The organism is Chitinophaga dinghuensis (assembly GCF_003259435.1).
Lineage (GTDB): Bacteria > Bacteroidota > Bacteroidia > Chitinophagales > Chitinophagaceae > Chitinophaga > Chitinophaga dinghuensis.
This window is the reverse complement of sequence record NZ_QLMA01000012.1, coordinates 58,194-72,683: the sequence shown is the minus strand read 5'-3', so window position 1 is coordinate 72,683 and position 14,490 is coordinate 58,194. Positions and strand designations below refer to the sequence as shown.

At 44.8% G+C, this 14,490-nt stretch carries 11 protein-coding genes; 6 read left to right on the top strand and 5 right to left on the bottom strand.

Going from position 1 to position 14,490, the window contains the following annotated elements; translation table 11 throughout:
* Positions 1–144: 144 nt before the first annotated feature.
* The 3 genes from CLV59_RS27680 to CLV59_RS27670 all read right to left on the bottom strand — a co-directional run bounded on the left by CLV59_RS27680 (position 145) and on the right by CLV59_RS27670 (position 2,414).
* Entirely contained in the window at positions 145–597 is a 453-nt protein-coding gene (locus CLV59_RS27680) for an SRPBCC family protein (protein ID WP_111595355.1), read from the bottom strand.
* Positions 598–679: 82 nt separating this feature from the next.
* Positions 680–1,099: a pyridoxamine 5'-phosphate oxidase family protein gene (locus CLV59_RS27675; RefSeq protein WP_111595354.1), complete on the bottom strand. Its 420-nt coding sequence runs from the start codon at positions 1,097–1,099 to the stop codon at positions 680–682.
* A gap of 73 nt (positions 1,100–1,172) precedes the next feature.
* On the bottom strand, positions 1,173–2,414 hold the full coding sequence (locus CLV59_RS27670) for an MFS transporter (protein WP_245950972.1): 1,242 nt from the start codon (positions 2,412–2,414) through the stop codon (positions 1,173–1,175).
* A gap of 447 nt (positions 2,415–2,861) precedes the next feature.
* On the opposite strand from CLV59_RS27670, the gene CLV59_RS27665 reads away from it, so the two are divergent.
* Entirely contained in the window at positions 2,862–4,799 is a 1,938-nt protein-coding gene (locus CLV59_RS27665) for a helix-turn-helix transcriptional regulator (RefSeq protein ID WP_111595353.1), read from the top strand.
* Between the two features lie 44 nt (positions 4,800–4,843).
* Here the strand turns inward: CLV59_RS27665 and CLV59_RS27660 are convergent, their stop codons facing one another.
* Both CLV59_RS27660 and CLV59_RS27655 read right to left on the bottom strand, forming a co-directional pair.
* Positions 4,844–5,179: a DUF4870 domain-containing protein gene (locus CLV59_RS27660; RefSeq protein ID WP_111595352.1), complete on the bottom strand. Its 336-nt coding sequence runs from the start codon at positions 5,177–5,179 to the stop codon at positions 4,844–4,846.
* Positions 5,180–5,380: 201 nt separating this feature from the next.
* The gene (locus tag CLV59_RS27655; RefSeq protein ID WP_111595351.1) at positions 5,381–6,049 is read right to left on the bottom strand and encodes an ArsR/SmtB family transcription factor; all 669 of its coding nucleotides are present in this window, start codon (positions 6,047–6,049) and stop codon (positions 5,381–5,383) included.
* 178 nt (positions 6,050–6,227) lie between these two features.
* Between CLV59_RS27655 and CLV59_RS27650 the strand changes: the two genes are divergently transcribed.
* From CLV59_RS27650 to CLV59_RS27630, 5 genes are all read left to right on the top strand, one after another.
* A complete protein-coding gene (locus CLV59_RS27650) occupies positions 6,228–7,343 on the top strand; it encodes a transglutaminase-like domain-containing protein (RefSeq protein WP_111595350.1) in 1,116 nt (371 codons plus the stop codon).
* A 198-nt stretch (positions 7,344–7,541) separates the two neighbouring features.
* Positions 7,542–8,993 carry a hypothetical protein gene (locus CLV59_RS27645; protein WP_111595349.1) on the top strand — a complete coding sequence of 484 codons (1,452 nt, stop codon included), beginning with the start codon at positions 7,542–7,544 and terminating at the stop codon, positions 8,991–8,993.
* Positions 8,994–9,188: 195 nt separating this feature from the next.
* Positions 9,189–9,773, top strand: coding sequence for an RNA polymerase sigma factor (locus CLV59_RS27640; protein WP_170137946.1), 585 nt, complete (start codon positions 9,189–9,191; stop codon positions 9,771–9,773).
* 94 nt (positions 9,774–9,867) lie between these two features.
* On the top strand, positions 9,868–10,833 hold the full coding sequence (locus tag CLV59_RS27635; RefSeq protein ID WP_111595347.1) for a FecR family protein: 966 nt from the start codon (positions 9,868–9,870) through the stop codon (positions 10,831–10,833).
* Between the two features lie 213 nt (positions 10,834–11,046).
* Positions 11,047–14,487: a TonB-dependent receptor domain-containing protein gene (locus CLV59_RS27630; protein ID WP_111595393.1), complete on the top strand. Its 3,441-nt coding sequence runs from the start codon at positions 11,047–11,049 to the stop codon at positions 14,485–14,487.
* The last annotated feature ends 3 nt before the right edge of the window (positions 14,488–14,490 follow it).

Genomic DNA, 14,490 nt, shown 5'->3' with positions numbered 1-14,490 from the left:
TTTGCCGGCTTCCAGAAAGGAATACGGCAAAGTTTATCCCTATGGTATAAAAAGTAATCCCTTACGTATAAAAGAGGCGGACTCCTCTTGCCTGGCTGTGGGAGCGCGGGTAAGCAAGAGGGTTGGCTGTCTCCCTACAATATCCTATAACGGTAAACGCTCCTCAAGTGTGTTCAGCATATTTGTCCATCCCGCTTTGGTACGGTCCGCATATTCTGCCCATTTGATATCCATATCATGGGTGAGTGTCAGCAGGCATCCCGCATCATTGGGTTGTATATCGAGACTCACCATACTGTCATCTCCGGAATCAATATCTACGCCCCAGCTAAATACCAGTCGCGTAGGACGGTCTATCTCCAGGTAGGTGCCCACATGGTCTAATTCCTGATCGCCTCTTTTTACTTTGTAACTAAACTTACCACCGGGATATAGGTCGTTGTTGAGATGGATAATTTCTTCCTCCCGTACAGATGGACCGAACATCCATTTGTCGAGTTTCCAGATATCTGTCCAGGCATCAAATACTTCCTCTGCGGAATGATGGAATTGCTTTTCCACCTGGATGGAACATGTGTTTTCAGCTTCTTCCTGCATATATAGTGATTTAGGGTTTTATCGATATGACGAAGGTAGCGCCGGTAAAAGGGTTCTGCAAATTTTATTAATGTTCTGTCGGCTAGAAATATTCTTCTTTAATCACATGATGGATAAAATCGGAAAACCTTATCCAGTTTGGTTTTATACAGAAATGTACGAGTCCGTCCATTGTTTTTATTCTGTCTCTGCCATCAGGGAATGCAGTAAAATAGGTTTCCAGTAGATGATGATCTTGTTTATCGGATAGTAGTCTGGCGTTGCCTTCCAGCTGCAAGGTCTGCTCGTTTTCCCAGCCAATTACCACCGCTGTGGCAGGATGGAGCAGGAGGTTTTTATATTTCCTGGACGCACGCACGGTATCAAAAATAATTTCCAGTTCCGGTGTCACAGCAATGCCTACCAATGCAGACTCCGGACGATTTTCTTCATTGACAGAGGCTACCACTGCATAAGGATGTCTGGCAATAAAGCTGTATAAGAAATCCGTGTTTATCATCATGATATGCCTATGTGTTTTTAAGAACACGCATCAATTTCTGCACCAATAAGGCTATCTGGTGAGATAGAAACTACTATTTCTTCATGGTTTCTTTCATTCTGATCCATACGAGCATGCCGGAAAGGAAAGTGACAAATCCTGCGATGTGCACAGCCCAGATGAGTCCGAGGTAATGGGCGACTATCCCCGCCATTAATGCGCCTACAGCATAGCCTATATCTCTCCAGAAGCGATAAACGCCGAGCCCGGAGGCTCTCCAGGAAGGGTGGGTGGCATCGCTGACGGCAGCCAGCAGGGCTGGATATACCATGGCGGTACCCACGCCCAGGAATACGGAACCAACCAACCCAGATGTAAGTGGGGAGAAGAATTCCAATCCGATGACGATATGTCCCAGTACCTGGACAAACATTCCCCATACGATTAATGGCTTTCTTCCTACACGGTCGGCCAATGGTCCTGTAATAATCTGGCCAACTCCCCATACCACCGGATAAATGGCTTTGATCCAACCTACGCCTTCCAGTCCTACACCCATGGTAATAAACAGTAATGGGAAAACGCCCCAGGACATCCCATCATTCAGGTTATTGATCAGGCCTGCCTGAGAAATAGAGAAGAGGTCTTTATTCCTGAAAGATGTTTCTTTGAAAACCCATAGCAGATTAGGCCTATGCATTTTCTCTCCGGAGCTGGTGGCTGTCACCAAAGCAGATTCCAATTGTGCATGCCTGCGGGTATCTTGGATGACCAGGACAGATAGTATTAAACCGGCGACGGTATAAAATATCCCGATATAAAATGGCTGTGGTCTCAGTCCATATGCTGCCGCCAGATAGCCTGTCAGTAAAGCGGTAAGTCCTACGGCGCCGTAACCTGCAGCTTCATTGATTCCCATGGCGAAGCCACGCTTCCTGGGACCTACCAGGTCTATTTTCATGTTAACGGTCATCGACCAGGTAAGGCCCTGGCTGACCCCTAACAGCATATTGGCGGCTATTATCCAGTTCCAGCCGGGGCCCCAGGCCAGGAGGAAAGGGACAGGTAACCCAATGATCCAACCTAATATCAGTACGCGTTTACGGGTGTATTTGTCTGCCAGTATGCCGGAAACCAGATTGGTGAAGGCTTTCACCACCCCAAAGGCAATAATGAAAGAGAATATAACGATGTCTGACCCTATCTTGAATTCCTCCGTACCTACCAGCGGCACCACTGTTCTCTCCAATCCGACCATACCGCCTACCAGCATATTGACCAGTACGAGCAAAGAGAATTGCTTCCAGTTTTCTTTCAGTCCTAACTTTATTTCCACGCTTTACCTTTTAAATGAGTGTATGTGCCGGCATAATTCCTGCAAAATTAAAGAATAAAAACTATTCAATAAAATTATTGAATAGATATGAGAGGGGAGTTGGGAGATGAAGGTTGCACTGCTTAGATATAGTACCCACTGTTGGGAGTAGTTGGTTGGGTATCCTCAAAAAAAAAGAGGCCGCTTCCTTTTGAAGCGACCTCTCTAAGGGCATAATAATTATTGGGAATAACGAAACAAGGAACAAAAGGCCGTAGACGATTGGTTAAGTTCAGTCCACGGATGTTCGGTTTTTCAATTGATTACTTTACGATCCTTTCTGTAGATGAACTCTGATGCAAAAATATATGCTCATGGCGGATTTCATCGGTTTTGGGCCTCTACAAGGTGACTACACTACATCAATTTTTGCATCTACAAAACATCTACAAATACTATTTTTGCCGAATGAACCGTATCCAAAAAAGCCTGGTATTATTATTATGTACCATGTCTGGCTTGTTGTATAAAACCGATGTAGTTGCCCAAACAGTAGTGGACTCACTGAAGAAAGTGTTGGCCCAGCCTACACTCACGCCCGAAGAGCAGGTGTTAACCCGGTTAAAATTGAGTCGCGCCCTCTCCAGTACCGACCGGAAAAGCGCATTGACCAATGCGCAGGTGGCCTTATCGATGAGCAGGTCGCTGAAAGACAGTAAGTATGCCGCACAATCGCATTCTTCTCTCGTATCTGTGATGTATGGACAGGAAGATATAAAAGGCGTGGGGCTACAACTGGATAGCGCTTTTCTGTTGGCCGAGCAATCCGGCGACCCACTCACCCTGGAAAACGTCTGGTATCGTAAAGGCTGGATGGAAAGCAGAGTAGGCAAGCCACATGAAGCCGTGAAAAGCTTCCAGCAGGCGCTCAAATATGGGGAGAAGCAGCCGCCGAACAGTTTTACGACCAGCATATATTATAATCTTTCTGCTATCTATGCCGATTGGGATGATCTGGAAAACCAATCGAGATACGCGTTCGCCTGCCTGGCGGCGGCCAAACAATTCCCCGATCCGGATGATATCTGCAATGCTTACCAGGCGGTAGCTACCAGTTACGAACATCGGTTTGGCAAGGATAACAATGCCCGGCAGTTACTGGATTCTTCCCTGTATTATAACCGCCTGGCAATTCAATTTTACCAGCAGAACAAGGACAGAATTAGCTTTTCCAGTGCGCTGGGAGTAATTGCACTCAATACCGCCAACCTATACGCAGAATTTTTCCCACGTAATTTCAGGGATTCCGCCCAGCATTACCTGAGAATCGCCCAGGAAATTGGGATTGCTACCCATCAGCAGGAAGTGATTGCCAGCAGCTACGGCATGCAGAGCAGCTTTGAACTGATGGATGGTCATTACGATGCCGCCGCAGGATTATTACTAACGGGATTGCATATACTACAGGAATCGCCGGCGCCGGACAACAACTTAATGGCGCACTTCATGAGTAACCTCTCCGAAGTGGCAGAGAAGAAAGGCGATCTGGTGAGTGCATTGAATTTTGAAAGAGAACATAGTAAGTATTTTGCCGCCGCTTTTGATGCGGAGAAAATGGCGATTGCGAAAAGACTGGAAGCCCAGTATCAGACGCAACAAAGAGAACAACAAGTACTGACTTTACAGGAAAAAGCGGCTTTCAATAAGAAACTGAACATCGTCTATATTATATTAATCATTGCCTCCGTACTGGCATTGATCTTCCTGTTCCGTTCCTACCACTTCCATTTGAAATCCACCATACAGCAACAGACCTTGCTGGAAAAGGAGAAACAGGACGCCGTTTTACAGATGCGACTGAAAGAGGAAGAGGCGAAAACGCTGGAATTGGAAAGACAGGAAGCCGCCCTCCAGGCTCAGCTCCAGACGGAAGCGGCAGCGCGACTCCTAGCAGAGCAGCAACTAATCCAGGCCCAGAAGGAGCAACTCCAGAAAGACCTGCTGGCAGGTACTTTACAAGTGGAGCAAAAGAATGAGCTGCTGCAAACCCTCCAGGCAAAATTGCAGGAGAAATCCGGCGACCGTAACCTGATAGGACAGATCAATCGTATGATAGACCAGGATCGGCGAATGGATGAAGATTTTGAAAATGCGAAAACAGAGCTGGAAAATATTCACCCGGAATTCTTCTCCAGGCTGCAGTTGAAGGCCAACAACGGACTTACCCGACTCGATCTAAAACATTGTTCTTATATCTCTATGGGATTGTCCACCAAGGAAATATCTTCCAGATTAGGCGTGGCGCCAAAGAGTATTCTGATGTCGAGGTACCGGATCAAACAGAAGCTGGGACTGGGGAAAGAGGAAGGACTGGATGCTTATCTGATGAAAGAAGCGGGGCATTAAGGCAATAAAACGGGGCCGTAGTAATTTGCTACGGCCCCGTTTTATTATGCTTCCTGTAAGAAAGCAAATTTGTTCTGGAAGAATTTACCAATTACCGGAATAGGTTTCTGTACGCTGTTATTGGCGTTGATGATACCAAATACCATAAAGATTATCGGCAGGAATCCTGCAATGGATAGTATGCTGGTCAGGGCAGCTGGTAATACAGCAATCACAATGCTCAAAGCAATACCCCAAACTATACTGGCAATAGCCAATCCGAGTGCCTGCTCCAGGTGGTAGTTCACCAGACTGTTTCTGTTTTCTTTACTTTTCACAAATGCTACCACCCATCCGATAATAGTGATGTAAGCGATCATAGCCCATTGATTTGTTTTCATAGCTGAGGTTTTTTGTTTAAGAATGATTTCCGGCAAAATTAGATCGCCGGCCCTTCAGCTGGAAAAAAGTAGATACTACAAGACATCTACAAATGGAAAAAAAAACGCTACAAAAAAACTACATTGATGATAAATAGTTATTTGTTAATTATTTATAAATAATTAGTTGGTGATATATTAGTGTATGCATGTACGTTGTATCTACATCGTAGTATGTTCAATGGGAAGGCCACGCAGTGCCCAGTCGGGGTAACCTTCATTCATGCGCATCGCATGGAAACCTTTCTTTTTAAGTAGCGCCACCGCCTCATCAGCATATACACAGAAAGGTCCGCGGCAATAAGCAACGATCATTTTATCTTTCGACAAGTGCTTCAATTGTTCCTGTAGTTTCTCTACAGGAGCAGATATGGCCCGGTGAATATGTCCCCGGCGATATTCTTCTTCAGGTCTTACATCCAGCAGGATGACCTCATTTTTCTCCAGCATTCTGGCGAGCGCGCTGGCATCTACTGCCGCTATTTCTCCATGACCTTTTCTGAAATCAGTGACTACTTTTTCTACATCCGTATTGTATTCCATCCCTAATTCCCGAAGGGCCGCCCAGGCATGAAATACGTTTTCACCAGCCAAACTATAATGAATAAAGTTGCCATTCCGGGTAATTCTTACCAATCTCGCCTGTTTCAATGTTTGTAAATGCTGGGAAGCATTGGCGACAGACATGCCCGTATTATTAGCGATTTCCTCTACAGAAAAAGGCCCTTGCGCCAGTAAGTCTATGATCTCCAGGCGATGCGGATTACTCAACGCTTTCGTTACCCTGGATAATGCGCCATACACTTTATCCTTAAAATCTCGTTTATTCATAGCAATTTCTTTGGATTAGACTGACCTGTTACAAAGGTAGAAAACTATTCAATGAGTCTGTTGAATTGTTTTTTGGTGGGGAAATGGCGGTTGGTGAGATACGTGTCTCCATAAAAATATTTAGCATACGCTTGCAACTTTATGTCAACTGATTCGTCTTTAATCAAATATCCACCTTATGCATTTGAAACCTATACTATTATTTACAGGATTGTTGTTTTCTTGTACCCTTTTCGGCCAGAATCGTATTCCCGTTATCAAGGCGAATTCAGAAAAAGTAAAAATTAAAGTGGACGGTAAAATTACCAACGACAATTGGACAGTTGAGCCAAAGGCGAAGCCGGATGTCTATAAAACGGCAGGGAAAGCAGTGACTTTCCTGACCGATATAGATTCCATTACTATTCGGGTTAAACCTGGTACTGCTTCCGATTTTGTCATCCTCTTGAATGGGAAAGATTCTGCCCTGACAAGGATACAGTATCAACCGAGTCGGCTGGAAATGTTGAAGGCTGCCAAGGCTTATGACACAAAAGACCAGCGGGTACAACCTGCATTTACTTATTTGTCTTCCGAAGACCCGACCTTGAAACGTATCCGTCAGGAGATGAACCTGGATTCCATTGCGGGCGAGGGAACGGAGGTATCCAAAATGATTAACCTGTTGCAGTGGGTGCATAATGAGATCCGGCATGATGGAGGCAGTGATAATCCTAAGCTGAGAAATGCTTTAGATATCATTGCGGTTTGCCATAATGAAAAAAGAGGGGTGAACTGCAGGATGATGGCCACCGTTTTAAATGAATGTTATCTGGCGATGGGCTTTAAATCCAGGTTTATTACCTGCATGCCTAAAGAAATCCAGTTCGATGATTGTCATGTAATTAACATGGTATATTCAGAGGATCTGAAAAAATGGCTTTGGATGGACCCTACTTTCGGCGCCTATGTGATGAATGAAAAAGGGGAGTTGTTAAGCGTACAGGAAGTAAGAGAGCGCCTCGTGAATAATAAACCATTGATCCTGAATCCGGATGCTAACTGGAATAGGAAAGTGTCGCAAACAAAGGAAAATTACCTGGAAAAGTATATGGCGAAGAATCTCTATCGCATAGAATGTCTGGTAGGTAGCGGTTATGATATGGAAACAAGAATACCGGGCAAAAAACTAAACTATATTCAGTTGGTACCATTGGATGGATTGAATCAGAAGGGCGATACTTCAGCAAATGGAGGGGTGTCATTTAATACTAACATCACGAATAACCCAGATGTTTTCTGGGCGAAGCCGTAAGATTTTGTGCGCTTGCCCTGTTGCTGGGGCAAGCGCATTTCCCCCAATATCTTTCGTGTATGCATGCCGGTTAGCGGGAGATGCATGCTGCACCTGACCTCATTGTTTCCCTCCATCTTCGCCTCTATTCCGTGATTTTTTTATCGGAATTAATTATCTTCGGCAAATTATCAACCACCCCAAAATATTGTACTGTCGATGAGATTGTCCCTGATTTTTAGTGTGCTGGCATTGTTGGCTGCCGGTACTGTACTCGCACAAAATGTTAAAGAAGAGGTTCCGTATTGTTGCAATCTTAATCCGGCGTTGGATTCCATCAGCGTGATGGAAGATCGGTTGAAATTAGCAGAAGCGGATCAAACGAGAAGGAATTTTGAGAGAAAAAAGAACACGCAACAACCCGTACAATACCTTATGACCCCGGTAGGATTAAATGTTTTGGCTGCCAGAAAATTTAACAGCTATCTTACCGGAACTGCGGATCTTTCTTTGAATAAGACTTATTTTATCTTAGACCCCGTTGATGGACGACTATTCCTTGGTATAAATTGGGGAAAAGATCCATCAAAGAGAAGAGATCGTATCAAATCACTGCTTACTACAGGCATTCAGGCGGATGCGACAGATGGTTTTGCTACCTTGTTTACAAAGGGAGATAAATGGTCGCCTAATATTGGGGTTTCCGGTAAGTTTACCATTTTTGGAAAAGCTAGTATCAAGTATTCTACAGGTAAACGCAGTGTACAATATCTGGCAGATTCTGCTCAACAGCAAGTACTTAAAAAGGATACGGTACCAGCGGCCCTGATTGCCAGATTATTAAGAGAAGAAGTGAAAATGCAGGTACTGGAGCAACTGCGGCAAGATTCTGCCGACTTTGATAAAACTATGTCTGCCTGGGACAAGTTGAGACCATCTCCATTAGAGTTGGCCTGGATGAATAAAAAGAAGGAAACCTTCTACGAAGAAAAATATGCGGATGTCTTGTCGGACTTCTACAAAAAAGAAGCTGATATAATAGAAGAGGAGGAAGTATATAATGTCTTTTCCGGACATTATTTCAGCTTTATTGCCTATATCCCTGTTACAAGCATGAAATATACAGTTACTCAGGAGATTAAAAGTGAATTGAAAGAGGAGAAATTGTGGAACATGCAGCTCTCTATCTTATACTCCTACTATAGGGAAAAGAGGAAGTCGCGTTGGGTATTAAATGGTACTGTGGGTTTAAATAATCAGAATAATATTCTTACATCTGATTTGGATACCTATAATAGAGCAAGCTATAATATTATCAGTATAAATCCTGATACTACAGTAACCTTGTCTAGTAAAGATCCTGACAAGGTTTATGTTGGAAATTATAAACGGTATTTATCACCATATATCAGTACGCAGGGAGTAGCGTTTCTCGTATTCAAGAAGTCACTGGGGCTAAGTTTGCAAATTGACCAATATCTACAGCATGATGGGCCGAGCAATATTAAGGTAGGTATCCCATTCAATTTAAAAGGGAAAGATGAAGATACCAAAGCAAGTTTTGAAGTGAGTGCCAAATGGAATGATATTTTTGGTAAGCTATCCTCCAGTGTAGATAGGTTTGTAGTGGGAATAAGCATTGGTGTTCCGCTCGCTGGAAAATTGTACTAACAAATTTTAAATACCCCATGGATGCATGGGGTATTTTTTTATCCTTTGGGAGATGGCGGCCAAAATGCCCCACCAATTTATCATGTAGTAAAGAGCTGGTTTTGGTTAGATGACTATTCGTCTTCCGATCTATTAACAATTATTTCATCTGCAAATCATCCCGGTGCTGTTTACTTTTGAATGGAAATTGACCGTATGGGAATCGACATGGGATGCCTTCCTGATGAAAAGGAGCTGATATGCCAGCTGAAAACAGGAGACGCAACTGCTTTCCGGGAAATTTATGACCGCTATTGGAAGCAACAGTATGATCTGGCTTTCTATAAGTTGGGATCAAAAGAGGCTGCGGAAGAAATTACCCAGGAAGTATTTGTGACACTCTGGCTGCAAAAAAATGAACTGGACCCTCAGCGGCCGGTAGCAGCATGGTTGTATGGTGTCTCCCGAAATCTGATTCTCAAAACATTCCGCAAACAAGCGATTCATCAACGATATCTGCAACAAGCCGAACTACCAGAAATTACCTATAATACCTCCGAACAACTGGCATTCAATGAACTGCATGCGATCGTACATCAACAAATCAATCAGTTACCTGATAAATGTCGCGAAGTGTTTACCCTCAGTCGCGTAAACGGACTGAATACCCAGCAGATTGCGGAAACCCTGAATATATCTCCTAAAACGGTGAATAATCACCTGGTAAAGGCTATTAGGATCATGCGTGGTAATCTGAAAGATTATATCATGATTATGATCATTCTTTCCGTCAGGCCGTAACATTAATTTAATACAGACTCCAGTAGGTGTTTCTTTCCTGCAAAGGTAAATAGTATGTGAACTGCCGCTATTACAGCAGTTACACCATGAATATATGCAGGAAGATAATATTATTCAACGCATAGACAGTTACTTATCCGGTCAGGCTACGCCGGAAGAAGAAAAGGCGCTTCAGCAATGGTTTGATGAACTTCATATGCCGCCAGTGGATGATTCCATGGAGGATAAAGTCCAGCTGGGAGAACGCATGTACACGGCTATCTCAGATAAATTGGGACTGACGCCGGCAGTGAAAAAACTGTATGTAAAAAGAAGTACCTGGTGGAAGCTGGCAGCCTCTGTACTTTCAGCGGCTATTGTGACGGCCGGCGGATTACTCTATAAAAACAGGATGCCCCAAAGGACGCCTGTAGCAAAATTAATTGATGTCTATACCCGTAAAGGTCAGCTGACCAAAATCATTCTCACAGACAGTTCTATCGTCTGGCTGAATGCGAATAGTCATTTCCGTTATCCGGAGCAGTTTGGAACGGATCGTACCGTTTATCTGCAAGGAGAGGCCTACTTTGATATTCGTCAAGATCCTGCACATCCCTTTACGATTGAAAGTAATGGTTATCGTACACAGGTACTGGGTACCACTTTCAGTATTCGTTCTTATCCTGCGCCCAATGTTTACCGCGTAACAGTGGCCACTGGAAAGGTAATGGTATGCCGTACCCAGGATAGTTCCCGACTGGCGGTGTTAACAGCCAATCAGGAGTTTAGATTTAACGGCAACGATAGTACGGAGTTGGTACGGAGTGTACACGCAGCTTCCCTCTTAGCCTGGAAGGAAGGAAAACTCACTTTTGAAAAAGACCAGCTTAGCGAAGTATTGGTATCGCTGGAAAACAGGTATGGCCAGCGGCTGGTATTACAATCTAAACATAAAGCAACGATGGAGATCTCCGGCACTTTCGATCGGAATCAATCACTCAACGATGTATTGCATATCCTTTCCAAGGTCTATGGCCTTCGTCAGAAGAAGCAAACTGACGGCACTATTTGTATTATCTGACCAAAATATATATGCCATGACTGAGAGATTTACTTAATAAGAAAAAACCGGATAACGCAAGCGTATCCGGCTCGTCGCGATGCTGATGACACCAGGCCTGAGAAACCGCGTCATCCCATCGCTGTCAATTACTCACCCGAAGGATTAACTAATTAACAAGGTAAAAGTATGAATTTTTTCCTGGGGAAACCCTGTGCTTATTTAAAATGGGTTATGCGTATATCTTTTTACGTAATGGTGTTGTCGCTCACAGTCACCAACCTAATGGCCAGCGTCACTTCCAGAGGACAGTCTGCCGAAAAAATAAGAATGTCGCTCGACATTCACGGACAGTCCCTGCGAACGGCATTGGAACAAATTTCCACCAAGTCAGGTGTGCGTATTTACTTCAATGATGAGAAGGTAGACCGGATCAAACAGGTAAGCATACACGCACAGGATGAATTGTTGATGGATATCCTGAAAGATCTCCTTTCCTCATCAGGAATGGCGGCACAAATTTATGCCGACAATAAAATCACCATCATTCCTGCCAGCGATCTGCCACCGCCAGTGAAAGGTACTGTGGTGGATAAATCGACCGGCACGCCGCTACCCGGCGTAGGCGTGCGCATCAAAGGTAAACAAGGCGGTGTTATTACCGATGGCAATGGTCATTATACCATTAACATCCCTGATGGTGGCGCTACTTTACTCATCACTTATATCGGTTATGAGCAGCAGGAATTGCATGTGGCGGCTGGTACCACTACCTTGAACATCTCTCTGAAGCCTTCCCGTACCCAACTGAATGAGGTACAGGTACAGGCGCGCAGGAAAGCGAATACCGAAATGGCGGTACTGGCCGAACGCCGTGCAGCAGCCATTGTACAAGATGGTATCTCTGCTGCCAATATCGAAAAAACAGCGAGTATTACCACCACGCAGGCTTTACAACGCGTTTCCGGCGTAACGATTACAGATGATAAATATGTGGCGATACGCGGACTCGGAGACCGCAGCGTTATCGGTCAGTTGAACGGTGTACGCCTCGCTTCTTCCGATCCCGACAGAAGCGCTATTCCCCTGGATCTTGTGCCTGCAGGTCTCCTGGATAACATCACCGTTTATAAGACTTACACGCCCGATAAACCTGCTGACGCCGCTGCCGGTATTATTGAGCTGAAAACCAGATCAGTACCGGATTCTGCTGCGTTTAATGTGACAGTGCAGACAGGGTTCAATTCTAATATCGGGTTAGGCGGACAAGTAAATAGTTTCTATAACAGTGATCCCGGTTTCTTTGGACAAAAAGTAAAAAACGCCGGACTTTCGAACGATTTCGTGCAGCTGGGAAAACAGTATCCTGGCGGTTTTTCTTCCGTACAATCCATGATTGCCAACAGTGGCAATGATCCTGCCATGAAACAGGAAGTAAACAGAATCAATGGTATCATGCACGGCTTCGATCCTGTGCTGACCACACGTTACACGACCGCAAAATTAAACCAGATCTATTCTGCGACCTATGGTAACAGCTTTACCATTTTTAAGAAACATAAGCTGGGCGTTATTGCTGGCGTAAACTATTACCAGCGTTCTACAGATATCCAGGGCGGCGATCTCACCCAATGGAGCATCTATCAGGGGGTACTTACCGGAAACAACCAGGTAAGCAGTACCCGCGTCATCCCTAACTATATCACTCCGAATAATATCAATCTGGGGAAATATATTTCCTATAAAGAAAATACGGGAACGTCTACACTGAATTATGGATTCCTGGGTGGGCTGACCTATCGTGTGAATGCACGCAACGAAATCAGTATGCAGTATATGGGTAGCCGTGGCGCAGAAGTGCAAGCCAGCAACCTGTATGGCGCATATGAATATACCGGCCTTCCAGGTACGGTGAGTAATGTTGTGTACTCCCTTCGTCGTAGTTATCGTACATTGAATACTTTTAACCTGCAGGGAGAACATCGTCTTACCGCAGGGGAATATGCACCACGACTCAGTTATAATCTTGCATCTTCTACGTCCAGTCAGGATGATCCGGACTATCGTTTTGTAAACCTGGCTGCTTACAGGCCTGTGAATGGCGGCGGCTATTCCGGTAATGGTAGCTTACCCAATACTGGCGGCTCGCCGGAAGGTACGCCGGTGTATTATTCGCTGGTGTCCGGATATGTAAACGGATATGGTCCTTATGGCATCATACAGGCAGATCCTAACGGCCGTCGTTACCGTAAACTGCATGAAACAAATTATAACTATAAAGCAGACCTCTCGTTCCCATTCCGACTCCTGGGACAACGCCAGGAATTTAAAACCGGGGTGAACTATCTGCACCGCGACAGGACCTTCACAGAAAACGTGTTATCACTGCCTGGTTCTAACTTTTCTTCTACCGGTAATCTGGCGCTGTATACGGTTCATGGTAACCTCGACAGATTGGTTGGTTACGATCAGATTGGTATAAAACTGCCTTCCGGCGCTACTGGCGAAGGACAACCTACCATAGGCGGTTTCCTGTACAATGCCCAGAAATCGCCGAATAACTATAAAGGATTTTATGAAACACGCGCCTTCTATGGCATGATGGATCTGCACTTGCTGAAGAACCTGCGTGTAACCGGCGGTACCCGTTTTGAACTGACAGATATCCAGGCAGCCGTAGATACGGCAGGCGTCTTCCTGGATCCGAGTCTGACCACTCCTAACAAAGACGGGCAGACAGTGAAGCTGGTATTTACACAGCCGAATTCCGTGTATAAAACAGATTATACTCCTTACTATTCACTCAACATCACCTATAATCCTCAGCAGGATATGAACTTCCGCCTGGGCTATAGTACTACGCTTGCCAGACCAGAGCTGCGGGAGATCACCAATGTGTTCGAGTTTGATCCGTTTCAATTTGCATTAGTGGTTGGGAATCCTAAACTGGTTAACCAGAAAACCACCAACTACGATTTTCGTTGGGAATGGTTTCCTGCTGCAGGAGAGGTGATTGCAGCTTCTGCTTTCTATAAAGAAATAGATCATCAGCTGACGAAAGTATACAGTGCTAATTCTTCCGGTCTGGATGCGCGTTTCCCGGAATTCCCTTCTATCCGTTTTGAGAACGACCCTAACAAAGGACGCGTATACGGGATAGAGCTGGAAGTGGTGAAAAACCTGGGCAGATGGTGGCATCCGTTGAAACATTTCAATCTGGGTAGCAACTTGTTGCTGGCACAGAGCGATATCAAAAAATCGACCGAACGCCTCAACGATTCCAGGATTGTAGACAGACGTTCCCCTTCCAACAGTCCGCTGTTTGAGCAAGCGCCTTATTCGGTGAATGTTTGGCTCAATTACAGCAATCCTGCCAGCAGAACAGATCTGACGCTTACTTTCAATGAAGTGGGAGAACGTCTTATCCAAATCAATCTGACAGGGGAACCGGATTTGTACAGCAGACCCGCTCCTGTACTGGATTTCGTTTTCAGTCAATACCTCACCAAAAGATTACAGCTGAAAGGATATGCCAAGAACCTGTTGAATCCGGCATGGCAGGAAGTATATGCCAACCCTGGAACAGGAGGTAAGTATTATGGAAAAACGTATATCCGTCGCAGTTATAACCGCGGTACGGAGTTCATGATTGGCCTTAACTACAATATTTTCTAAAGT